The sequence below is a fragment of the Brasilonema sennae CENA114 genome, from assembly GCF_006968745.1.
Classification (GTDB): domain Bacteria; phylum Cyanobacteriota; class Cyanobacteriia; order Cyanobacteriales; family Nostocaceae; genus Brasilonema; species Brasilonema sennae.
The window spans coordinates 1649502-1674773 of record NZ_CP030118.1; the positions used below are offsets into that span (position 1 = coordinate 1649502).

Consider the following 25272-nt stretch of genomic DNA (forward strand, 5'->3'; position numbering starts at 1 on the left):
ACTAACAACTAAATACTCACACCAACACGGAGTTTATCAGCCGTGTACCTCAGAAGTAATAACTTAGAACACAGTTTAGACGAAAGATGAGAGTAGCCCAAAATAATCAGTTTGACTACGTAAAAATCGGCTTGGCATCACCAGAACGCATTCGGATTTGGGGTGAGAGAACTTTGCCGAATGGTCAGGTAGTTGGTGAAGTCACAAAGCCAGAGACAATAAATTACCGTACTTTAAAACCGGAGATGGATGGCTTGTTCTGCGAGCGCATCTTTGGTCCAGCTAAAGATTGGGAATGCCATTGTGGCAAATACAAGAGAGTGCGTCATAGAGGTATTGTGTGCGAACGCTGTGGCGTGGAAGTGACTGAATCACGAGTGCGCCGCCACCGCATGGGTTACATTAAACTCGCCGCACCAGTCGCTCACGTTTGGTATCTCAAAGGCATTCCCAGCTATATCTCTATCCTGCTAGATATGCCTTTGCGGGATGTAGAGCAAATTGTTTATTTCAATTCCTATGTTGTTCTCAGTCCTGGCAATGCTGAAACCTTAACTTACAAACAGTTACTGAGTGAAGACCAGTGGCTGGAAATCGAAGACCAAATTTACTCAGAAGATTCGACGCTTGCTGGGGTAGAGGTCGGTATTGGTGCAGAAGCGTTGTTGCGGTTGCTCGCCGATATTAACTTAGAAGAATCAGCTGAATCCTTGCGGGAAGAAATTACGACCGCCAAAGGTCAAAAGCGGGCGAAGCTGATTAAGCGGCTACGGGTGATTGACAACTTCATCGCCACCGGATCTAAGCCTGAGTGGATGGTTATGGCTGTGATTCCCGTTATTCCCCCAGATTTGCGCCCAATGGTGCAGTTGGACGGTGGACGATTTGCGACGAGCGATTTGAATGATTTATATCGCCGAGTGATTAACCGCAACAACCGTTTGGCACGCCTGCAAGAAATTTTGGCTCCAGAGATTATTGTTCGCAACGAAAAGCGGATGCTGCAAGAAGCAGTGGACGCTTTGATTGACAATGGTCGTCGGGGACGCACGGTCGTAGGCGCAAACAACCGACCACTCAAGTCCTTGTCCGACATCATCGAAGGTAAGCAAGGACGTTTCCGGCAAAACTTACTCGGTAAACGGGTTGACTACTCAGGACGTTCCGTGATAGTCGTCGGACCAAAGCTTAACATCCACCAGTGCGGTTTGCCACGAGAAATGGCAATTGAGCTATTTCAACCGTTTGTCATCAATCGGCTGATTCGTAGCGGAATGGTGAATAACATCAAAGCTGCGAAAAAGTTGATATCTCGTTCTGACCCGAGTGTTTGGGATGTTCTAGAAGAAGTGATAGAAGGACACCCTGTTCTGCTCAACCGTGCGCCGACGCTGCACCGTTTGGGTATTCAAGCTTTCGAGCCAATTTTAGTAGAAGGTCGAGCAATTCAGCTCCACCCACTTGTTTGTCCAGCATTTAACGCTGACTTTGATGGTGACCAAATGGCGGTACACGTACCGTTATCTTTGGAATCTCAAGCGGAAGCACGGTTATTGATGCTGGCGTCTAACAACATTTTGTCACCAGCAACTGGTAGACCAATTATTACACCTAGCCAAGACATGGTCTTAGGGGCATATTACTTAACCGCAGAAAATCCTAATGCAACAAAAGGCGCAGGACGGTACTTTACTTGTCTTGATGATGTTGTCATGGCTTACGAACAGCAACAAATTGACCTCCATGCCTACATCTATGTGCGATATGACGGCGAAGTCGAGACAGGTGAGCCAGATATAGAACCGGTTGAAGTTAAACCCAATGACGATGGTAGCCGGACTTTGCTGTATAAGTTCCGTCGAGTCAGAGAAGATGCTGAGGGAAACATGATGTCTCAGTATATACGTACAACACCAGGTCGCGTTATTTATAATAAAGCAATTCAAGAAGCGATCGCCAGTTAACCGTCACGCAGAGTCAAAAGTGAGCCAGTGCGGGAGCGAAGCAGCACTGCCCAAAGTGTCGGTCAGGCTACAGCAACTGGCAAACCCCTAAGGGTCAAAAAGTTAAGAGTTCAAAGTTTTTTTGACCAATGACGTGTTGATCCTTGACTCTACCAGAGGCAGTTGCTAGGGGGAAACCCCCATACTGTCTCGCCTTGATCAATGACTAATGACTAAGGACTAATGACTCATGACTAATGACAAAATGGTTTTTCGGAATCGCATCGTTGACAAAGGTCAACTGAAGAACCTTATCTCCTGGTCGTTCATCCATTATGGTACGGCCCGGACAGCAATGATGGCAGACAAATTAAAAGATTTGGGATTCCGCTACGCGACCAAAGCAGGTGTTTCCATCAGTGTTGATGATTTGATGGTTCCTCCTTCCAAGCGATCGCTTCTAGAAGCCGCCGAAGCTGAAATTCGTGCAACAGAAGAACGCTACCAACGTGGAGAAATTACCGAAGTAGAGCGATTCCAAAAAGTGATTGACACTTGGAACGGTACTTCTGAAGCCCTCAAAGACGAAGTGGTCAACTACTTCAAGAAAAATAACCCCCTTAACTCCGTGTACATGATGGCATTCTCTGGAGCAAGGGGTAACATTTCTCAGGTGCGCCAATTGGTCGGAATGCGAGGACTAATGGCGGATCCCCAAGGAGAAATTATTGACCAGCCGATCAAAACAAACTTCCGCGAAGGACTGACCGTAACAGAATACATTATTTCGTCTTACGGTGCGAGAAAAGGTCTAGTAGACACAGCCTTGCGGACTGCTGACTCTGGTTATCTTACCCGCCGTTTGGTGGACGTATCGCAGGATGTGATTATTCGAGAATTTGACTGCGGTACCACCAGGGGAATTCCTTTGCGAGCTATGACAGAAGGTGAGAAAGTCTTGATTAACCTTGGCACAAGGTTAATGGGACGAGTCATTGGAGAGGATGTCGTGCATCCAAAAACAAAAGAAGTTATTGCAGCACGTAATAGCCCCGTTTCCGATGAACTGGCACGCAAAATTGATAAGGCCGGAGTCAAAGAAGTCGTCGTGCGTTCTCCTTTGACTTGTGAAGCAGCGCGATCCGTCTGCCAACATTGCTATGGCTGGAGTTTGGCACACGCTAAGATGGTGGATCTTGGCGAAGCTGTAGGTATTATTGCGGCACAAAGTATTGGTGAACCTGGTACCCAGCTGACAATGCGTACCTTCCACACAGGTGGTGTCTTCTCTGGTGAAGTAGCAAAACAAGTCCGTGCAGAATCCGCTGGTACCGTTCGCTTGCCACGTAAATTGCGGACAAGGGCTTACCGCACCCGCCACGGGGAAGACGCCCTGTATGTAGAAGCCAATGGCAACATTACTTTAGAAGTAGTAACAGACAACGCTGGCTCCCCCACGCCTCAAGACATTGCTGTGACCCAAGGTTCAACACTCTACGTTGTTGATGGGCAAAAGATTAAAACAGGTCAGCTAGTGGCTGAGGTTGCGATCGGTGGACGTACAACTCGTATCAATACAGAAAAAGCAGTCAAAGATGTCGCCTCTGACATGGCAGGGGAAGTCAAATTTGCCGATGTTGTGCCAGAACAAAAAACTGACCGTCAGGGAAACACCACAACAACAGCAGCACGGGGGGGATTGATTTGGATTCTCTCAGGGGAAGTTTATAACTTACCCCCAGGAGCAGAGTTGGTGGTCAACAATGGTGACACCATAGAATCCAACGGTGTTCTAGCAGAAACCAAGTTAACAACGTTACATGGCGGTGTGGTCCGCTTACCTGAAGCAACCCCAGGTAAAGGAACACGGGAAATTGAAATTATCACTGCTTCTGTGGTTTTAGACCAAGCAACAGTAACAGCGCAAACCGCTCAAGGTCGCAACAACTACTTAGTCACCACTGGAAACAACCAAGTCTTTAACCTGAGAGCAACCCCAGGCACAAAAGTTCAAAATGGTCAAGTGGTAGCTGAGTTGATTGATGACCGCTATCGCACAACCACTGGTGGATTGCTGAAATACGCTGGTGTGGATGTCCAGAAAAAAGGTAAGGCAAAGCTGGGTTACGAGGTAGTGCAGGGAGGTACCCTCCTCTGGATTCCTGAAGAAACCCACGAAGTGAATAAAGATATTTCGCTGCTAATGGTAGAAGACGGTCAGTTTGTTGAAGCTGGCACCGAAGTCGTGAAAGATATCTTCTGCCAAAACAGTGGTGTGATCGAAGTCACTCAGAAAAACGACATTCTCCGGGAAGTGGTTGTTAAGCCAGGAGAACTGTTGATGGTGGACGACCCAGAAGCAGTGATGGGCAAAGATGGCACCTTTATTCAGCCCGGTGAAGAATTATTAGGGCAAGTCGCGACAGAGTTGCGCTACATCGAATATGTGGAATCACCAGAAGGTCCAGGACTGTTAAGTCGTCCAGTTGTTGAGTTTGCAGTACCCAACAATCCTGATGTGCCATCAACCACATCAGTCAGTCAACAAACAAGTCGTTCAATTCAATTGCGGGCAGTACAGCGTCTGCCATACAAAGATTCTGAGCGTGTCAAGACCGTCGAAGGTGTTGAACTGCTGCGAACCCAACTGGTGTTGGAAATTGAGCAGGAAGGCGAACAAGACCACAATGCTTCCCCCTTGGCAGCAGATATTGAATTAGTAGCGGATGTTGAGGATCCAGAAATTCAGCGCTTGCAACTAGTCATTTTGGAATCTTTGGTGCTTCGTCGGGATATAGCTGCTGACGTAACCCAAGGCAGTACTCAGACAAGCCTGGAAGTAGAGGATGGACAAACAATAGTCCCAAGTTCTGTCGTCGCACGTACCCAAATATTGTGTAAAGAAGGGGGTATTGTGCGGGGGGTGCAAAAGGGAACAGAGGCGGTTCGCCGCTGTTTAGTGTTGCGCCACACTGACATGACTACGACTAATTTGAGCTCCCCACCCAAAGTCAAAGTCGGTGAGTTGGTAGTAGAAGGTGTAGAAATTGCTCCTGGAGTCTTTGCCGAGCAATCTGGGCAAGTCCTGGCACTACAGAAAGGAGAAAGAAAAGCCCAGAAGGCACAAGGAGAAATACCCCCTACTGAGGAATCAGCACTCACTACTGTGAACTACTCCGTTACACTCCGTGTTGGTCGTCCGTACCGAGTCAGTGGAGGCGCTGTGTTGCAGGTAGACGATGGCGACCTAGTACAACGTGGTGATAACTTAGTGTTGTTGGTGTTTGAACGCGCCAAGACTGGGGACATCATTCAAGGTTTGCCCAGAATTGAGGAACTCCTTGAAGCCCGTAAGCCAAAAGAGGCGTGTATACTAGCACGTCGTACTGGAGAACTCAAGGTCGTTTACGGCGATGGCGATGAAGCGATCGCGCTGAAAGTTGTTGAATCCAATGGTGTGGTCACCGATTATCCTCTAGGACCCGGACAAAACTTGATCATGCCAGATGGATCACCAATCACAGCCGGACAAGCATTAACTGATGGTCCTTCTAATCCCCATGAAATTTTGGACATCTTCTTCAGCCTGGGTTCTGAAGACGGAATTTATGCCTGCGCCAGCCATGCCTTGCAAAAGGTGCAAACGTTCTTGGTGAACGAAGTGCAATCAGTGTATCAGTCCCAAGGTATTGATATTGCGGACAAGCACATTGAAGTTATTGTCCGCCAGATGACCTCGAAAGTACGGATAGATGATGGTGGTGACACCAGCATGCTGCCTGGAGAATTGGTAGAGTTGCGCCAAGTCGAGCAAGTCAATGAAGCGATGGCAATCACTGGTGGTGCACGAGCGCAGTATACCCCAGTATTATTAGGTATTACCAAAGCATCGTTGAATACCGATAGCTTTATTTCCGCAGCATCCTTCCAAGAAACAACGCGTGTCTTGACTGAGGCGGCAATTGAAGGTAAGTCTGATTGGTTGCGCGGCTTAAAGGAAAACGTGATTATCGGACGACTGATTCCTGCAGGTACTGGGTTTAACGCTTATGAAGAACCTGGTGCGATCGAGGACTATGCTGCTGATATGACTACCACTGTCTTGGATGAAGTTGACGATCCACTCGATATGGTCTTGGATGACCGCACAGCCCGAAGCTATCAATTAGATTCTCCCACTGTTAACGGGGATGGTTTTGGTCTCAGACGCAGTCCAGAAAAATCCATATTGGATGAGGATGATTTGATGCTTCCTTCTGATAGCGAAACTGACCTTGATGACTTCGCAGAAGAAGACTACGATGAAGACGACGATTACGATGATGACGACGAGTAGTATTTCGTCTGCTTAATAACTTGGTGAGTACACATCACAGTAACTGGGGTATAGAATTCGTCAATTTGTTGTAGGTTGGGTTGCACTCCGGGCAACCCAAGATCAACCTCCAGCATTTGGAACCCCTATGAATGAAAAGCTGTACTAACTTACTCGCCCCAATCAGAGGAATTCCTCAACTGGGGCGAGTTTTTTATGCTAAACTTTTTGAAATTCATGGAAATTTATAGTTTTTTCTGGTTAACTCGAACTCATCGCTGTAACTTTGTCGCGCCAGTCTTATATGTGATTAGTGCCACTGCTACGTTGAACTGATTCGCCACATCAAAAATCTTTTCATCCCGTTGTTCAATGGAAGTGTTATCTAACAGTAGTTGTCCAACCTCCAGGTTAATTGACTGTTTTTTTGAATCAGTAATTAGAGAATAAGCAGCTTGCTGAACTCGCTCATGTATAAATTTGTATTGAGGTATAGAATTAGTATTTGATAATTGTTGTTTCCCCTCTTGACTAGAGATAGTTCCTGAATAAGTATTCTTATTTAAAAATAACTTATTATTATCAACTTCAAGTATAACTAGCCCTTCAACTAAGGCAGCCCACAAATCACTAGCTGTATCTACTACAGACTTTTGATATAAAATGCTAAGAGTTTTTATATCAAAAGACTTCCCCATGCAAGCAGCTAATTTCAATACTTCTTGAGTATGTTTTGGTAAGTTTTCTACTTGAATTCTCATACTTTCTATGACATCATCTGTTAAAGCTAACGCCTTGACTTGAGTAATATCACACTCCCAATGACCAACATCAAAATTAAATTGCATTAGCCCCTTATCGTATAAATCTTTAAGGAATCGACGAATAAAGAAGGGGTTGCCTTTAGTTTTTGCAAATACCATTTGGTTGAGAGGAATAGCAAGCGCTTCTGAACAACACAGGATGTCAGCGATGAGACGATTTGAATTAGCCTGATTTAATGGCTGTAGATTCATAGTGTTAATTTTTACGTTTGTTTTTTTTAGCTCATTTTTTGTTACACATAGCGGATGTGTTTTTAAAATCTCATTATGACGGTAAGCACCAATGAAAAGTAAACCCCCTTCGTTGTCATCCTGATTTGTATGATTATTTAACGTAATATCACAGTGATTATTATTTCTTATAGTATCTGAATTCCCAGTCATCAATGATTTAATAAATGTCAAATTAAATGTATCTACCCATTGCAAATCATCGAGGAAGATAACCAAGGGATGGTCTTTTTTTGTAAATAATTTTAGAAAATTTTTCAGCAATAAAATGAAGGTATCTTGGGGAGTAATACCAGATAACTCAGGAACTAAGGGTTGCTTACCAATAATGAGTTCCAGTTTAGGGATAACATCAATAATGATTTGAGCTTGTTCACCTAACGCTGACAAAATCTTACTTTTCCACTGTTGAATTTCAGCATCAGTTTCACTTAGCAATTGTCCAATTAAGTCCTCAACAGCTTGTACCAATGCTGACAAGGGAATGTTACGTTGTAATATGTCACATTTCCCTTGGATAAAGTAACTACGCGGTTGCGCGATACGCGTAGCGTCAAGTCTCTGACTTATTGTCCGTGTCATGCCTGACGAAGCCATCGCTTTGTGAACTTCTTTAACAACTGCTGTTTTGCCCACACCAGCGGCACCAGCTACTAAGATCATTTCAGTTGTTCCACTGCTTTTTACTCGCTCAAAAGCAGCCAGTAGAGTTTCAACTTCATGTTGGCGACCATAGAGTTTTTCAGAAATCAGAAAACAGTCTGACATATCCTGCTTTTTTAACTCAAAAGGCACAAATTTTCTGATTTTTTGCGACTGTTGCAGGCAGATTTCTCGATCCTGCTTTGATCTTTGGGCAATCTGATAGCAATGTTGAGGAGTTTTTATCATTTTTTTCAAAGTTTTTGGCGATATAGAACTCATTTTTGATTTTTAACGAAGCTAGGTACACTTTCTGTTAAGCGTTCTCTACTTCCACAAGTTAATTCACCCTATGGCTAACGCCACGCCTTACGGCTATTGGGTGTGCGCAGAGCGCACGCCTTACGGCGTTGCAAGAGCGTCTGGTGGAGGAGATACGCCAGATGCCTGGCTAAACCCTCCCGCAGCACTGGTCTCACCAAATCAAACCGGATTCCTATAGTATATTGATTGCAAAGTTGTAATAGTTCTTGAAAACTATTACCTTTACGCGGAGATATTAAGGCTTTGGTGCTTACATAACAAAGCCTCAGAAAATTGATAACTTGTGCTGAGTGGTAGAAATAACTAAACAGTTAAAAATTGACAAAAAGCTGATTTGATAAGCATGCTATCCGCCCCACGGCAAGGGCTTTGCCCTACAGTTCTCATTGCTTCCAGTTCGCTTTTCCTGATTACACCTAGTTAGTTTCAGCATAGCTGCCTGATCCCTACGTCACGAATTACCCGATTTAAATTTATTATTCCCGGCGTGTCAGTGATATACGTACATATAAGGTGAAAACTCTTCACACAGAACAAGTACTTACCACAGAAAAAGAAGGTTATTATTCCCGGCGTGTCAGTAATACACGTACAGAAAATTCTGTAGAAATTATTAAAATTGAACAACTACTTACCCCAGAAAAAGTCTTATCTTTTTACCTTTGACTCTTGACTCTGACTTCCCTCGGTTGGTAGTCTAAACCAACTTTGTTAGCACAAAAACCAACATCACGTACTTGATTTGGGTCAATTACCCGTCCCCACTCTAGTGGAGTTACGGCATATTGTGTTGCTCCTTGAGGTTTAAAGTTAGCGTTCCAAGAATTATTAATAGCAGCCTGTTTCATATCAAATGTTATTTGCCAATTGTTAACCTTCGTATTTCCCTGATTCATGATTTTGAAGCTAACACAAAATCCTGTTTGCCAATTTGCGTAAATATCAGAAGTAACAGCTAGTTGGGAAGAAGAGGAAGAAATACGGTCAAGAGAAGATAAAGAATTTTGTGATGCGGAAGTAGAGGGAATAATTTTTTCTGTATCCTCTTCCACTAAGACAGGTGCTACTTGAGAAAAACTAACTGGCAGCATTTGGGACAGTAGTTGCTGTTTCGGAATATCAATATTTTGCCAATCATCTAATAAAATACCCCCTGTATCAGAACTATTAGGATTTAAACTCCAGTAAGCAAAACTTAATTGTTTCTGTTTAATATATTGCACAAATTCGTTCTGCCAAATTCCTTCTTTAGAATTTGTATCTACTTTCCTTCCACCGAATTCACCAACAAAAATGGGTGCAAGATTTTGACTAGAAATATAATGAAATCCTATTTGCCAGCGATTGATAAGATCTTTCGGAAATTTTGGATCAGAAAACCAAGACTGTTCCGCAACTCCGGGGCCGTATTCATGAGGTGAATAGACAAGCTTGTTGCGACGAGATAAACGCACTGGGTAGCGCTTCACTCCTTCTAAATTACCACCGTGCCAATGGTTAGGCAGCTTTTGTGTAGGAACATTCTTTTCTACTCCTTCCACAACAATCAGCCAGTTAGGATTAACCTCAAGAATTGCATTTCCTGCCCGTTCTGCTGCAAGTCGCCAGTCTGTTGCTAAATCGTCAGTACCCCAGCTCGCTTTTCCGTGAGGTTCGTTTTTTAGATCACCACCAATAACGTTGGTTTGATTCTTGTATCTATTGGCTAGCATTGTCCAAGTATTAATCCAGTCTGCTTCTGTAAAATTGTCTTCATACCACAATTCGGCAATGCGTTTATCACTCAAACAGTGACTATCAAGTAAAACGAGTAACCCTTGACTTTCTGCCTCCTCAATAATTAAATCCATCACTTCTATTGGAGTTTTACCTTCTAATTCTTGATTGCTACCAATACTGAAATCAATACCACTAATCTTAGGTGACAATAGCGCTTGTACAGAGTAAGGTAAGCGAATTAAGTTATAGCCAAGTGTCTTTATTTGTGCCAATATCTCCTTATAATTTCGCTTCCACAACCCGTGCGGAACATGAGTTTCTGTTTCCATGCCAAACCAGTTAACACCTCTTAGCAAAACTTGTCGTCCTTTGGCATCGATAATTTTTGCGCCACGAGTTGAAAGTGGTAATTCCATAACTATTTCATTATTTATCTCATTTACCTGGCTTTGAGCAGGCAAGTCACTCATGATACTCGCAATAAATATTACCGTAGTTACGGACACCATGAGTAACTGGTGATGAAATTTTGAGTTTTTCCGTTTCCTTGTATAAAAAAAATTCATACTTCTCATTTCCTTATTTAACTGACAAAAATATTTTTAAACTAAGTGAACACAGACAGCCTGTAAGCATATATCCTTGAATGAAACAACTCTCTTTTGTCTACAATTTCATGAAAACCCAGTTGTTCATGCTTGTTGTTAATTCTCTAAATGTGCTAAGATAAAATGCTATGCTACAAATTATGAATTCAAAATCCTTGTTAAAATTTCCTAACTTTAGTTAAGGAAGGGTTATGATGAGTGAACACTGTCAATGTAGTTCCTCCCAAAGAGAAATTTATTGCTCTCAATAGAATTATGTGAACGTTTAGAGTTCAAAAGTTAACATACAGCAATTAAGCACATCGCTTCTGTAAATATGTTGATAAGTTAAGTAAAAATAGCCAATAATCATAATCAGTTTCTACTTAGACTCGAAAAGGGGAGCGGATGAATAAGCATATAGTTGACCGACTGTAAACTTTAGGAGTGAAAGTCACTAGGAGACAGGGAACTAGTATCCCTACTCGCTGGTACCAAGAGTCTATTTGGCTCTCTTACTGTTAAGTCCGAAAAAAGGCAAGTAAAAATATCCTCGTTTTGTTGCCTTATGAGATGAACCATGTGCCTAAAGCCATGGAAGTATCAAAAAAATCCAGGTTAAGCTAGAGAAGAGAGTTAGATTAGCTTCACGCCCTTTGAGGTTAAAAGCAAAACTCATTCTCAGGTAAGAATTTTCTCAAGTTGGCATTGTCCTTACTCCATGCTGCGAATTATTACTCAGCAGGCAGACGTTAGAGCAGAACTACAACGGATCTGCGATCGCACCCATGATGAACAGGTACTTCACAAAGAAGCAACAGTGCGGGAAGTGTTGCAAGCAGTGAAGCGCCAAGGCGATAACGCTGTACTGCATTACACCGCCGAATTCGATAAGCAAACCCTCAAGCCAGATGAACTGCGCGTGACAGGCTCAGAACTGGATGCAGCCTACCAACAGGTATCAAAGGAATTGCTCCAGGCAATCAGGCTTGCTTGCCGCCAAATCGATGCATTTCACCGCCAGCGAGTCCCCAAAAGTTGGGTACAATTTGGCGATGATGAGATCGTGTTAGGCAAGCGCTACACACCAGTAGATAAAGCAGGGTTATATGTGCCAGGTGGTCGCGCCGCCTATCCAAGTACGGTATTGATGAACGCAATACCGGCAAAGGTAGCTGGTGTCCCGCGTGTGGCAATGGTCACACCACCAGGACCAGACAAAGCAGTTAACCCAGCAGTGTTGGTAGCAGCACAAGAAGCTGGAGTACAAGAAATTTATCGCGTCGGAGGCGCACAGGCGATCGCCGCTTTAGCCTATGGTACAGAAACGATTCCTAAAGTTAATGTCATCACAGGACCAGGCAATATTTACGTCACTTTGGCGAAAAAACTCGTCTATGGTACTGTCGGCATCGATTCCTTAGCTGGACCAAGCGAAGTCCTCATTATTGCTGATGAATTCGCAAATCCTGTACACATTGCCGCTGATTTGTTAGCGCAAGCAGAACATGATCCGATGGCAGCAGCAATTTTGCTGACCACGGATGCAGCTTTAGCAAAAAACGTACAAGTGGCCGTGGAGAGACAACTTGTGGATCACCCAAGGCGCTTGCTTACAGAAAAGGCGATCGCTCACTACGGTTTAATAGTGATTGTAGAAACCTTGGAAGCCGCAGCAGAACTCTCAAACGAATTTGCCCCCGAACACCTAGAGTTGGAAGTAGAAGATCCTTGGAAGTTACTACAACAGATTCGGAATGCGGGCGCTATTTTCTTGGGCTATTCCACACCAGAAGCCGTAGGAGATTATTTAGCTGGACCTAATCACACCTTACCAACTTCTGGTGCGGCTCGTTATGCCTCAGCATTGGGAGTCGAAACTTTCATGAAACACTCTAGTATTATTCAGTACTCTCAAACCGCACTAGAAAAAGTGGCTGGTGCAATTGATGTACTGGCAACAGCTGAAGGCTTGCCTTCTCATGCTGATTCTGTCAGACGTCGAGTCCAAAAGCAAGAGTAATTTTGAATTTGAATTATTAATTTTTTCCTTAGACATTACGCAAAACTCAGCCTATGGGTTCAAACTGAAAGTTTAAGGCTATACAAAATTATGTCCACAGCTTGGATCTAGTGAGTATAGCCATTAACTTATTTCATTTGTGAGTTATATAGCTATTCCTGACTCAAGTCTTTTTCAACATTTGTGCCAGTCATCCCTCACGAATAATTTAACCCTTATACCTTCATGAATAATTCTCAATAAAAAGGTAATTTTTGTACGAGAACTAAGGGGCGATTTGTCAAGCTCGTTTGACAAGTCAATATTTGTGATCCATATAAAATTACAGTTTCAATATTCTTAAGAAAGATATAATTAACAGATAGTCGGAAAAAGTCAAGTAAAAAGTCTACTCTTGTGGAGAGGACATCGGTGCTAAAGACTATTTTGGTTGCTCTAGATGATTCCGAACTTGCAGACAAAGTCATTCACACTCTACAACAACTGGTTCTGGAAAAAGACAGCAAAGTTATTCTCTGCCATGTGTTTTCTCCATCCGAATCGGAGATGGAACTACCCGCTGATCGTCCTCAGCCAGAGTCATTAACATTTTCTTATTTTCATATTGAAAAACAGCTGCAATCTTACCAAACACTATTACCAGTTGAAAGCAATATAGAACTTGTTACCGGTAACCCACCAGAAGAGATTATTCGCCTTGCAAATATTTATAAAGCTGATTTAATTATCATTGGCAGTCGCGGGTTAACTGGTATGAACCGAATTGTCCAGGGTTCTGTGAGTTCTCAAGTGGTGGAAGATGCCAATTGTTCTGTGTTAGTCGTCAAGTAAGAATCTAAGATAGGGCTTGGGCAACAGCGATTGTTACCATTCCTGGTAGCCCCTCCAAACTGAAAATTTGTTTAGGAACGACTAACTTCACCCCTAATCCTACAGAAATCACCATTATCTGGGAAGACTCAACAAAAGTGAAGTTAGAGGCTGCACACAAAGCCGCCGCCTCTGCCACACTACAGGTTCCTACTTTTTTTCCAACCACTTGAGATGGCTTAGGGACACAGACTTGACTCAGAACATCCGGCGGAAAGGTTTTTAAAAACAAATTTTGGTGCTGGCAAAGTTCTAGTAAACCCAATTCTTCAGATTTACTATTAATAGTCGCAAAACCTGCAATTGCATTCTCTGCCAGTTGATTTTCTCTAAAAACTTCCCCAATAGCCCTTTCGATCAACTGTCGTGAAGTTCCCCTAGTGCATCCTATTCCCACCCATAGAACTCGGTGGTTGCTTGCTACTTGGTTGATGATCTCTCTCATGTGACGGTGTGTTAGTTACAGGATCAGCACCTCCATGAGATGGCAAAGAACTTGAACCAGTTCCCCGAATAAATCCCCGATAAATAAGTGCCCCCATAGTTTCTAACCTAAAACCCCAACCTTTGGGTAAATTGTTATCACCCTCATGTTGTCCCAAATCAACGTAAATACGCGGCGGGATAAAATAAGTGACACCATCTTTACCTATCAACTCATCTGCTTTTGCCATCACTTGGTCAAAACTCAAGTCAAATTCTTCATAACTGTCAAACTTACGTTGTAGTTGTTCTTGTACAAAAGCAATGAACTCGCGAACGGCTTTGACTTTTGGATCATTAGGCGCAGGAGAAACCGAGAAAAACTCCAAAGGAATTCTGGAAATCAGACCTTCATTAGGAGATTCTGTTTCCCTAGGAGGTGTAATGATACCCAATTGTCTTAGAATTAAAGGTTCTAAATACCCTAGCATTTGGGCTTGTGCTTTGGCAATTTTGGTATTATTTACATCTTCTTGGCGCTTTAATAGAGTACGGAAAGCACGGCGCAGTACTTGAGAAAGTGTGAAAGGAGGGAAGGGAATGCTGTTAGGTTCAGGTGGTTGTCCATTTTTTGCCATCAGAACGTCGAGAGGTGGCAAGTCCTCCGGTACCACTGGCATTTGAATGTTAAACTCTTTGAATTGAAGGTTTTCGCTGGTTTTGCTGAGGATATTTTTCTTTCTGCTGTTTTGTTTGTCGCGAATTTTGAGTATTTCTGTTGCTTTTGCTTTATCACCATCCAATAATAAGGTCAACCCTTGCTTATTAAACGGGTAGACAGGAGTATTCAGACAAATATAAATAAACTCAGCACAATAGGCTCTATTTTCTGAATTATTGAGGAAATCAATTGCCTCTTTTGAACCAAGACTAGCAAGGGCGCAGTTTTGCAAAAATTCTTTGAGAGTTGGGCCATCGCACACGTGAGTTGGATCGTTTCCATTAAAATCATTTTCTGAGAATTCCACAAACGGGTTCATTAAAGCCATCCAACAGATCATGCTGTCGGTATAGCCACGCGCTTGTTGTGGGGTAACAAATTCCGGAAAAACTAATCGCTGAGCGACAGCAATAAACCCATCGTGTCCATATAGCCCGTCATGGTAAGTGTCTGGTTCATTCAAGCTACCAAAAGCCTTTGTTCTTCCACCGTTCCATAATGCAGGTACAATAGCACCAGAATGATGCCCTTCATTTTTAATAAAAATTTCCACCAAATCTGACAACTCATGATCCTCTGGTGGTTTGCGCAGGTCAATAGCTTTACCATATCGGTCTTTATTGTATTGGAAAGTACAGATAAGTAAACCGTACTTATCAAGATACTGCACAATATCTTCGTGTCCGGAAACGCTGCTTCCATTCGGATCTGTAATTTTCTGTTCGTCCGCGATACCGATAAACCCTGGAACTTTTATCGTTTCCACATCGAGAACAGTCTCATCATCTATGATGACTTGCTTGTGGAACAACTGCCTCATGTCGTTGACTGGTTTACCTTGCTTATCATCCGGACTTCTCAAGGCATTAAAACTAGACAAATCTACATCTTCGGCAGACCATAAAGGCAAACTATCATCTGTTTGCTGTAAATTGTTGTTTTGATTCATGTGCTGTATTTGACAAAAGTAATGTATAACATAAGACCTCATTTTCCTCTACAGATGAGGTACCAAGATTAACTACATTTATAAAAGATTTATTTACAGAAATTTATGAACTTAATGTTTTCAAGCCAGTATAACTTCGTACTGTGCTACTGCCGACTAACTCTTGCTAATGTCCTGAGGATGGCAACGTGAAAACCCTGATTATTGATAACTATGACTCTTATACCTTTAATCTTTACCAATTAATTGCACAAGTCAATGGAGAATATCCAACTGTAATTTACAATGACCAAGTTGCATGGGATGAACTCAAACACTGGGAATTTGATAACATTGTGATTTCACCAGGTCCTGGTCGTCCAGAGAACCCAAAAGATTTTGGTATCTGTCGTCAAGCTATTCAAAATACACCGGTACCGCTTCTAGGCGTTTGCCTTGGACATCAGGGACTTGGTTATCAGTATGGGGGAAAAGTTATTCATGCGCCTGAAGTTCAGCATGGTAGGACGAGCGTTGTTTATCACATTGGAACTGAGCTGTTTAAGGGAATTCCTTCTCCCTTTTCTGTTGTGCGCTACCATTCCTTGCTGGTTTCAAATGACCTGCCGGACTGTTTAGAAAAAGTGGCGTGGACAAAGGACAACCTTGTGATGGGACTGCGCCATCGATCTTTGCCGCTATGGGGTGTGCAGTTTCATCCAGAGTCAATTTGTACTCAGTATGGACAAACCTTATTAGAGAATTTTAAAGAAATGACTCTAAAATTTGCCAAAGATCGAGGCAAAAGTCCCAGAAAACACTATTGGACAGTAGATAGTGAAACTGCTCCAATGCCTTCAAGTTCTTCGGGCCAAAAACAGCAACAGGAATTTGAACTTTGTACGCGCAAGCTGAATCTGTGCCCCGATACTGAGCAAATGTTTGTACATCTGTTTGGCAAAGCAGCAAATGCATTCTGGCTAGATAGCAGTCGTGTTGAACCGAATCTTTCTCGCTTCTCGTTCATGGGAGATAGCAGTGGCGAAAACAGTCTGCTGATTCACTATCGGACGCGATCGCAAAAACTCACACTTACACAGTCCGATACCGTAAGCTATCGGACAGAGGGGATTTTTGAGTATCTCCACCAGGAAATTGAACGGCGACACTGCCCATCTGATGATTTACCCTTTGATTTCAACTGCGGGTTTGTGGGTTACTTTGGCTATGAATTAAAAGCAGAGTGCGGATCTCAATTAAACCACCCCTCTGCCTTACCCGATGCAATGTTCCTGTTGGCTGATCGGATGATTGCGATCGATCATCAGGAGCAAACCCTTTATTTACTGTGTCTAATTCAGCAGGGACAAACAGCAACAGCAGAAGTGTGGTTTGAATGGATCAGACAACAGATTGACCAGCTTGCTCCCCTGTCGCCAATTGTTCCTGAGAAGAAACAGACCCCTGTTATCTTCCGATTAAGTCGATCGCATCAGACTTACCTTGATGATATTCAAACATGCTTGCAGGAAATTCAGGAAGGAGAAACTTATCAAGTTTGTTTGACAAACCAAATTCAGACAGACACGACTCCCGATCCACTGGCGTTCTATCGTTCATTACGCCGCATCAATCCTGCTCCCTACGCTGCATTTTTGCGGTTTGGCGATCTAGCAATTGCATGCTCGTCTCCAGAGCGATTTCTGCGGATTGATTGCCAAGGTTGGGTAGAAACAAAGCCGATCAAGGGGACGCTGCGACGTGGAAAAACACCCAAAGAAGATTTTATTTTGCGTGAACAATTGCACAACAGCGAAAAAGACCGGGCGGAGAATTTGATGATTGTGGATTTGCTTCGCAATGATCTCGGACGGGTTTGTGCAGTGGGCACTGTGCATGTTCCCAAATTGATGGATGTGGAAACCTATGCCACGGTGCATCAACTGGTGACGACGATTCGCGGTCATTTACGCGCCGATATGAGCGCTACAGACTGCATTCGCAACGCCTTTCCTGGCGGTTCTATGACAGGTGCCCCCAAGCTTAGAACCCTGGAGATTATTGATCGATTAGAACAGTCAGCACGGGGAGTTTACTCAGGGGCGGTCGGCTTTTTGGGATTGAACGGTTCAGCCGATTTGAATATTGTCATTCGTACCGCTGTGCTGACTCCTGAGCAAACCACTATCGGCGTTGGCGGCGGTATTGTGGCGCTTAGCGATCCCCAGATGGAGTTTCAGGAAATACTGCTCAAAGCAAAGGCATTAATTCATGCCATGATGATCACAACACATGGAGTCTTTGATCCTGACCAATATTACATCCAGGGAATGGAAACAGCCGCTTTTGATAACTATAAAAAACTGCGTGCATAGGTCTTTAAGAATTCAAAATTTGCTGCCTACGGCACGCTACGCTAAAATTCAAAATTCAACATTAAATCTAATTCAAGCAAGTGCAAAATGATTTTGATTTGTGAACAGTTATCAATACTTTTTCATCAGGTAGATAATCGGATTCATCTTCACATATTACCATCATAAATAACCAGGACTTACGCAGAATAATGAAAAAATAAACCGCAAAGACGAGGCAGTGCGTTGCTCAGAGCAGCGCCGCTTTTTAGGAAATACCTAATGCTAAAGTAGACCTGTTCGACGATCTTTTAGAAGCACTGGAGCTACTAGATTGGACTTCGGACAAATGAAAGAAAGAAAGAAAGACAGGGGAAAACATGATATTGCCAGTGTTTCGTCTGGAAGAATACTTGTCGCAATGGGAATTCAACGCTCCCTATCTTCTGTGTTGCAGTGATGCCGAATCTCGATCCCTCGAAGAGATTCTTTCGCTGGCTGACGATGAATCGAAGTTGTTATGGAGCAGACTCCACCTTGGTTACACTGAGGTCAAAGGTCTTCCGATTCTCCGTAACGAGATAGCCAAGCTCTATCAAGGTCTTGACTTAGAGAACATAGTGTGTTATGCAGGTGCAGAAGACGGAATATTTTGTAGTATGCAAGCTCTCGTGAAAGAGGGCGACCACGTAATTGTTCTGACTCCTTGCTATCAGTCCCTCGAAGACTTACCTCGTCATTTCGGAGCGCGTGTCACTGCGGTGCGACTCAAGGAAGAGAACAAGTGGCAGATCGACATCAAAGCCATCGAAGATGCTCTCACGCCGAGTACGCGACTCATTATCATAAATTTCCCTCATAATCCGACAGGCGCGGTACTTACGGATGATCAAGCATCGGCACTTATCGATCTCGCCCGAAAACGGGGAATCTACATTTTCTCCGACGAGGTATACCGCCTTCTAGGTCTATCTTCGACAACATGGGGTCTCCCAATTGCGGTTCGCTACGAGCGGGGTGTCAGCCTCGGCGTCATGAGTAAGGCGTTCGGACTTGCTGGTTTAAGAATTGGGTGGATTGTCACACAAGACAAAGACCTCCTCCATCAAGCAGAAATAGCCAAACACCATACGTCAATCTGCAACAGCGCACCGTCGGAAGTACTTTCGCTTATAGCTCTGCGAAGCAAAGACGCTCTTCTGAGTCGCAACATCGAGATAGTGGATAAAAACCTTGGACTCCTTGACGACTTTTTCCACCGACATGGCGATCGCTTCTCATGGGTTCGTCCTCAAGGAGGGTGTGTCGGATTCGTTCACTACAAGGCGCATCGCCCGATTGATGAACTGGTAGAAGCTCTTGTACATAAGCAAGGCGTGCTTCTTATGCCCTCGCGCATTTACGATTTTCCGGGTAACTACTTTCGCATTGGATTTGGACGAAAGAATATGCCTTCGGCGCTGGTGCGGTTTGAAGCATTCCTTGAGGAATGGGAGTAGGACTTATCCCTACTTATTCCTGTGCACCTGCTGCCAAGAGGCTTCGCACCACGCTAGGATACTGATTAAACTCTGCAAGCATTAAAGCTGTATAACCACCTTCGTTTTTAATTTTCACATCTGCCCTGGCTTTGAGTAACAATTGCACTGCTTCGTCATAACCCCGCGAAGCTGCCCACATCAGTGCTGTTGCACCTGCTGAGTCTGTTGGATTTACTTGTGCTCCTTTTGCTAGAAGCTGCTGTATCACGCCTAGATGGTTACGTTCTGCTGCCTTAATTAAAGGCGTTTTTCCATCATCTCCTTGAATATTGACATCAGCACCATAATCTAGTAAGGCTTTCACTATTTCAGTGTATCCTTGGATTGCTGCTAGCATCAACGGTTGCTCACCCAAGTTTTTTTCATTTACATTTGCTCCCTGACGCAGTAATTTTTCGACAATTTGGCTGTGTCCCTGCAAAGCTGCCACGAGTAGGGGTGTATCTCCTAAATGATTCTTAATTTCTACGTTTGCTCCTTTGCTGAGTAAGACTTCTACTACATCGGTATAACCTTCAACAACAGCAAGATGCAAGGCTGTTTCCCCATCTTGATCTTGGACGTTGACATCAGCACCGCGAGCGAGTATTTCGGCTGCGATCGCACTATATCCCGCCGCCGCCGCCGCTGATAAAGCCGTACCACCATCAAGATTTCTCGCCTGAACATCAGCCCCTGCTGCTAACAGCGCTTGCACAACTTCCAAATGTCCTAAATCTGCCGCAATCATCAATGCCGTTTCCCCCTCTTCATTTTGGGAGTTGACATCTGCATTATTTTCTAGTAAGTATTTGACAACTTCAGCATGTCCAGCGCGTATTGCTAATTGAAAAGCCGTGTCCTCATCTTTATCTTTAAGATCAACTTTGGCACCAGCAGCAAGTAAGACTCGCATCACATCAGCGTTTCCTTTTAAGGCGGCAACCATTAAAGCAGTGCTACCATCTTCATTGGTCGCATTAACATCCGCACCTTTGGAAATTAAAAGTTTTACAATGTCAAGTTGGTTAGCACTCGCCGCTAACATCAAAGCCGTCAACCTATAGCGCTTTCTTTTCAAGTCGAAATCAGCACCTGCATCAAGAAGCGATCGCCCAATTTCGGTGTAGCCGAAATGAGCAGCAAACATCAAGGGTGTAGTGCCATCGCGATCGCCCGTATCTACGTTGGCACCATCATTAAGCAGTGCTTGCACCTGCTTGATATCACCATTTTTCACAGCCGATAGCAGCAAGACATCGTTATTTTTAGTCATTAGTCATTCGTCAATTAGTCACTGATGATTTTCCGCGTTTTCGCGTCCCCGCGTCTGCGCGTCCTGTGTTTTCCCCATCTTCTCATCATCCCATTTCCCCATTACCAATAAGCGTTATGCTAATTTTTATGAAGATTTAAGAAGAGGGACACTAGGTATGGAACTTTCACCATCAGTAAAGTTTTCGTTAAACTTCGTTCACCCAATCATCATGTGGGTGTTATTACTACTTTCCTTGTATGCAGGATATCTGGGATTACAAGTCCAACGGACAAGAAATGCTCAAGGTGAAGAAAAGAAAGAATTAATCAAAGGTAAATACAACGTTAAGCATTACCAAATCGGCTCTGTAATATTAGCCTTGATGGTAACAGGCGCTGTTGCTGCGATGGCTGTCACTTACATCAACAATGGTAAGTTGTTCGTTGGGCCTCACCTACTCATAGGACTTGGCATGACAACTCTAATTGCCATTTCAGCTTCCCTGTCTCCTTTTATGCAAAAAGGCGCAAACTGGGCGCGTGTAACACATATTTTGTTAAATTTTGTAATTGTAGCTCTTTTTGCATTGCAAGCTCTCAGTGGGATGGAAATTGTCAACAAACTTATCACTGGAGCATAGTCATGAGTCATTAGTGAGACCAGTGCTGCGGGAGGGGAGCCACTGCGTTGGAGAGCCCGCGCTGCAGGAGGGTCTCCCTCCGTAGGCGTCTGGCGTCCGGGTTTCCCGGCTTGTTCGCATGATTGCGTCTCCCCTTGGGAGATAGCATGTGGGGTTTTCCCGACAGCCAGGCATCTGGCGAACCCGAAGGGTCATAGGTGAAAAACAAATCGGTGTTGACTCTGCCTACTCAAACATATGCCCATAGGGCACGCTACTTAAAACAAAGTATGCTCGACGGAGCATACTTTGAAACTTAAAGCACATGTGATCGGTGACTATTTTTTCTTGGTACCATCTGGAAAAGGAATGCCCAAGGATTGGTGAAAATCTTCCTGTACTTTGCGAGTTAGGCGGCGCGAAACTTGGCGGACAACTTGGTTAAGTAACCGTTCACCTGTAGATAGAACTAAAGACTTGGGTAGTCGCTGAATAAACTTGGGAAAATGAATATAAACACTGAGATCCAATTCCCACTCAACTTGTGTCATTTCACTTAAGCAGGTGGAAGAATTACTTCCCACATTTTCTTGTAACTGTAGCGCAGCACGATAATCCACATCATACCCAGGGGCTTGGTAGTCAGGAATGGGAATAGTGCAAATCCGATAAACTCCTTCTTCTGGAGGTAATAATTCCAAACCGATTTTTGGTTCTACTTCGTAACCAAAAGAGCCAAAACGACCAATAACTAAGGCATAGCCATTTTTCCCTAATGCTTCCACCTTCATGGGATCAGCACAGCGCGAAAACCATGAGCCGTGATTATTGAGGTATTCAGCAACAGTTCCAGCTGTGGCATACATTTCCATATGGTCTTTATAACGACCGTGAAACCGTGTTGATGTTCCTATTGCTTCTTGAGTTACGTCTCCAGCTTTTTGAGTCGATGTCATAGATAAGATTGCTTCTGTTGTGTCAAAGGATTGATAATCCGGGTGCTTTGAAACCATAAAAGCGTTCTTTTATAGTCAGAGTGTTTGTCTAAATTAATAATTCGGCTGGTAGATAAAACATTTCGTACTGAATTTCCATTTTGACGGAATCTTAATCATCTGTCATGTGGTTCATCTAAATCTTGGTCAGAATCTTTAAAATAGGAAACTGAAAAACAGATACTAGTTTTCCAGGATAGCGTTTCTCATGAAAGCATTTGTAGCAGGGGCAACAGGTGAAACAGGTCGCCGGATAGTACAACAGCTCATAGCGCGGAATATTCCCGTTCGTGCTTTAGTCAGGGATGTAGAAAAAGCAAGGAGTATTCTAGGTGCTCAAGCCGAGTTAGTCGTGGGGGATGTGTTAAAGCCAGAAAGCTTGTCTGCTGCTTTGGGAGATAGCACAGTGCTACTGTGTGCCACTGGCGCAAAACCAAGCTTTGATCCAACAGGACCTTATAAAGTGGATTATGAAGGGACTAAAAATTTGGTAGATGCGGCAAAGGCTAAAGGAATTGAGCATATTGTCTTAGTTTCTTCTTTGGCTGCGTCTCAGTTTTTTCATCCCCTAAACTTGTTCTGGCTAATCTTGTATTGGAAAAAGCAAGCTGAGGAGTACATCCAGAAAAGCAGTCTAAACTATACAATTGTCCGACCGGGTGGTTTAAAGAATGAAGATAATTCCAACCAAATCGTGATGCAAAGCGCTGATACATTGTTCGAGGGTAGCATTCCCCGACAAAAAGTAGCCCAGGTTTCTGTTGAAGCGCTGTTTGAACCCGCAGCAAAAAATAAAATTGTCGAGATTGTTGCCAAAGAAAATGCTCCCGCAAAAAGCTTTGGAGAACTGTTTGCTAATGTCGCTTAAGTCTTAGTACAAAGCAGTGAGCCAGCTTAGTCAGCCAGTCACCTGCGACTCTTGACCCCGAAGGGGTCAAGAGTCGAATAACTAATCACTAATGGCTATTGACTTTTGACTAATTTTCTGGTTATTTTCCGGAATGAGTGCGTGGAAGATTGTTGTTATATTTTGATGGCAATAACAGCTAATTTTTTAAGGAGTCGGACTCTGAACAAAAGCTTAGAACGCAAAGGCGGCGTTGAACAACTCATAGCACCAATAGCCGCACTTCTTGGCTTCGTATGTTTGTTGCAGTGGTCAATATTTGGAGATTTGCGATCGCATGTCGATCCTACCTTTGCCAACAAACAGCCTCCCTTAGTTATGAAAGGGGGCGATCCTTATATCCGTGCTTTGATGAGAACCATCTCAGCAAGTGAAGCAAGTGGCAACCGTCCTTATTCAGTGTTGTATGGTGGACAGCACGTTAACAACCTTAGCCGCCATCCTGAGATATGCGTCACTATTGTTACAGGTGTGAACAAAGGTAATTGTTCTACAGCAGCAGGTAGATATCAAATTATTAATCTCACATGGTATAATATAGCATCACGTTATCACCCAAGCCCAGGACGATTTTTGTTTTGGGCTTCTTATAGTTTTGAACCAGAGTATCAAGACGTAGTTGTCTATCGTTGGTTAAGTGACTCTCGATTTTGGAGAACTGATATTTCTCAACAGCTACGTCAAGAAAAGTTACCAGATGTTTTGCGCCGGTTGTCTCCTACTTGGACAAGTTTGGGATATGGTATAGAAACTAATTCTGTGAGCAAGTCTTTACCACAGATTTATCAGAAAATGTTGAGAGAAGAATTAAAGGCATCAGGAAAATCAGTGTCATAAAAAGCTCTCGGTTGATCATTGGTTTTTGGAATTGGTAGAACTTTTTGCAACACAACCTTTCTATTTTAGGTTTTTGTGAGCAGCCAAAATAATTTCTTCTGTTTCTTGCCAACCAATACACCCATCTGTAACAGAAACACCATACTGTAATTGTTCTCGATCGCTAGGAATCTGTTGATGACCTTCATACAAATTGGATTCCAACATCATGCCAACTATTGATGTATTACCATCCACTATTTGTTGAATAATCTTTTCAAAGACAGAACTCTGTAATTTATACTGTTTACTTGAATTGCCGTGACTACAGTCGATAACAATTCTCGGCGATAAATTTGCCTCTTTTAATTTTTCTTCCACCTGTTTGACATTCGCTGCATCAAAGTTAGGCTGACCATTACCGCCTCGCAAAATAACATGACCGTAGGCATTTCCTCTGGTTTTGAAGATGCTCACCTGTCCCTTTTTATTAATTCCTAAAAAGTTGTGAGGTTTCTGAGCTGATTGGAGAGCATTCAAAGCCACATTAATATTACCATCAGTGCCATTTTTAAAACCCACTGGCATTGAAAGTCCGCTTGCCATTTCGCGATGAGTTTGTGATTCGGTTGTGCGTGCTCCAATTGCAGACCACGTAATAAGTTCACTAATGTACTGCGGTACTATAGGATCGAGTGCTTCTGTACCGATGGGTAATCCCAATTCAGCAATTTTTAGCAGTAAGGTACGTCCCATGCATAGACCTTTTTCGATATGGAAAGAATCATCCATATCAGGATCATTAATTAATCCTTTCCATCCTACTGTTGTTCTTGGTTTTTCAAAATATACCCTCATGATCAGCAACAGTTTATCCTTTACTCGATCAGCAAGAATTTTAAGTTTTTCTGAATATTCTATTGCTGCTTTTGTATCGTGGATAGAACATGGACCAACTACTATGAACTTTCTTCTGTCTTGAAAAGTTAGAATTTTTTCTATCTCATCTCTACATTTCAAAACTGTTTCTTTGGCTAAATCGGTTAAAGGTAATCTCGATTTCAAATCATCTGGAGTTAACAAGGGTTGAAAACTTTCAATGTGAGTATTAGATAATTGATTGTTTTCCATAACTTGCTTGGTTTGAAGTTTGCTACAAGTTGACTATTTCTTTATCATTGAATAGTATAACTCAATCATCTGAAGTTATTTCATATATTTTCTTTTTTTCTTTTGTCATATTTATTGATTAT

Annotated in this window: 17 protein-coding genes; 10 read left to right on the plus strand and 7 right to left on the minus strand. The window is 43.2% G+C overall.

What is annotated here, in order from left to right; genetic code table 11:
• Positions 1-86 precede the first annotated feature (86 nt).
• Both DP114_RS06975 and DP114_RS06980 read left to right on the plus strand, forming a co-directional pair.
• Complete coding sequence (locus tag DP114_RS06975) at positions 87-1964, plus strand: DNA-directed RNA polymerase subunit gamma (RefSeq protein ID WP_169266038.1); 1878 nt, start codon at positions 87-89, stop codon at positions 1962-1964.
• 229 nt (positions 1965-2193) lie between these two features.
• The gene (locus DP114_RS06980) at positions 2194-6279 is read left to right on the plus strand and encodes a DNA-directed RNA polymerase subunit beta'' (RefSeq protein WP_171975766.1); all 4086 of its coding nucleotides are present in this window, start codon (positions 2194-2196) and stop codon (positions 6277-6279) included.
• Positions 6280-6530: 251 nt separating this feature from the next.
• Here DP114_RS06980 and DP114_RS06985 read toward each other — a convergent pair whose 3' ends face one another.
• Positions 6531-8204, minus strand: coding sequence for an ATP-binding protein (locus DP114_RS06985; protein WP_246163080.1), 1674 nt, complete (start codon positions 8202-8204; stop codon positions 6531-6533).
• Positions 8205-8307: 103 nt separating this feature from the next.
• Between DP114_RS06985 and DP114_RS06990 the strand changes: the two genes are divergently transcribed.
• A complete protein-coding gene (locus DP114_RS06990; RefSeq protein WP_169266041.1) occupies positions 8308-8457 on the plus strand; it encodes a hypothetical protein in 150 nt (49 codons plus the stop codon).
• 478 nt (positions 8458-8935) lie between these two features.
• On the opposite strand, the gene DP114_RS06995 is transcribed toward DP114_RS06990, so the two are convergent.
• Positions 8936-10468, minus strand: coding sequence for a cellulase family glycosylhydrolase (locus tag DP114_RS06995; protein ID WP_370469270.1), 1533 nt, complete (start codon positions 10466-10468; stop codon positions 8936-8938).
• Between the two features lie 838 nt (positions 10469-11306).
• On the opposite strand from DP114_RS06995, the gene hisD reads away from it, so the two are divergent.
• Together hisD and DP114_RS07005 are read left to right on the plus strand one after the other, a co-directional pair.
• Positions 11307-12608: a histidinol dehydrogenase gene (hisD, locus tag DP114_RS07000; protein ID WP_169266043.1), complete on the plus strand. Its 1302-nt coding sequence runs from the start codon at positions 11307-11309 to the stop codon at positions 12606-12608.
• 411 nt (positions 12609-13019) lie between these two features.
• Positions 13020-13439: a universal stress protein gene (locus DP114_RS07005; protein ID WP_169266044.1), complete on the plus strand. Its 420-nt coding sequence runs from the start codon at positions 13020-13022 to the stop codon at positions 13437-13439.
• A 4-nt stretch (positions 13440-13443) separates the two neighbouring features.
• Here DP114_RS07005 and DP114_RS07010 read toward each other — a convergent pair whose 3' ends face one another.
• Together DP114_RS07010 and DP114_RS07015 are read right to left on the minus strand one after the other, a co-directional pair.
• Positions 13444-13839, minus strand: a complete 396-nt coding sequence (locus DP114_RS07010) for a cobalamin biosynthesis protein (RefSeq protein WP_318284428.1) — start codon at positions 13837-13839, stop codon at positions 13444-13446.
• Between the two features lie 16 nt (positions 13840-13855).
• Positions 13856-15571 (minus strand): hypothetical protein, encoded by a 1716-nt coding sequence (locus tag DP114_RS07015; RefSeq protein WP_171975770.1) that lies wholly within the window; start codon positions 15569-15571, stop codon positions 13856-13858.
• A 188-nt stretch (positions 15572-15759) separates the two neighbouring features.
• Here DP114_RS07015 and pabB point away from each other — a divergent pair, with 188 nt between their 5' ends.
• Positions 15760-17925: an aminodeoxychorismate synthase component I gene (gene pabB, locus DP114_RS07020; RefSeq protein WP_171975771.1), complete on the plus strand. Its 2166-nt coding sequence runs from the start codon at positions 15760-15762 to the stop codon at positions 17923-17925.
• 359 nt (positions 17926-18284) lie between these two features.
• Entirely contained in the window at positions 18285-19403 is a 1119-nt protein-coding gene (locus DP114_RS07025) for an aminotransferase class I/II-fold pyridoxal phosphate-dependent enzyme (RefSeq protein ID WP_171975772.1), read from the plus strand.
• Positions 19404-19416: 13 nt separating this feature from the next.
• Here DP114_RS07025 and DP114_RS07030 read toward each other — a convergent pair whose 3' ends face one another.
• Complete coding sequence (locus tag DP114_RS07030; protein WP_171975773.1) at positions 19417-20700, minus strand: ankyrin repeat domain-containing protein; 1284 nt, start codon at positions 20698-20700, stop codon at positions 19417-19419.
• A gap of 157 nt (positions 20701-20857) precedes the next feature.
• Here DP114_RS07030 and DP114_RS07035 point away from each other — a divergent pair, with 157 nt between their 5' ends.
• Positions 20858-21322, plus strand: a complete 465-nt coding sequence (locus DP114_RS07035) for a DUF4079 domain-containing protein (RefSeq protein ID WP_169266049.1) — start codon at positions 20858-20860, stop codon at positions 21320-21322.
• Between the two features lie 317 nt (positions 21323-21639).
• Here the strand turns inward: DP114_RS07035 and DP114_RS07040 are convergent, their stop codons facing one another.
• Positions 21640-22314, minus strand: a complete 675-nt coding sequence (locus tag DP114_RS07040; protein WP_169266050.1) for a DUF1997 domain-containing protein — start codon at positions 22312-22314, stop codon at positions 21640-21642.
• A 190-nt stretch (positions 22315-22504) separates the two neighbouring features.
• Here DP114_RS07040 and DP114_RS07045 point away from each other — a divergent pair, with 190 nt between their 5' ends.
• Together DP114_RS07045 and DP114_RS07050 are read left to right on the plus strand one after the other, a co-directional pair.
• Positions 22505-23164: an NAD(P)H-binding protein gene (locus DP114_RS07045; protein WP_169266051.1), complete on the plus strand. Its 660-nt coding sequence runs from the start codon at positions 22505-22507 to the stop codon at positions 23162-23164.
• Positions 23165-23329: 165 nt separating this feature from the next.
• Entirely contained in the window at positions 23330-24040 is a 711-nt protein-coding gene (locus DP114_RS07050) for a glycoside hydrolase family 24 protein (protein ID WP_169266065.1), read from the plus strand.
• A 60-nt stretch (positions 24041-24100) separates the two neighbouring features.
• Here DP114_RS07050 and DP114_RS07055 read toward each other — a convergent pair whose 3' ends face one another.
• Positions 24101-25150 (minus strand): 3-deoxy-7-phosphoheptulonate synthase, encoded by a 1050-nt coding sequence (locus DP114_RS07055; protein WP_169266052.1) that lies wholly within the window; start codon positions 25148-25150, stop codon positions 24101-24103.
• Positions 25151-25272 lie beyond the last annotated feature (122 nt).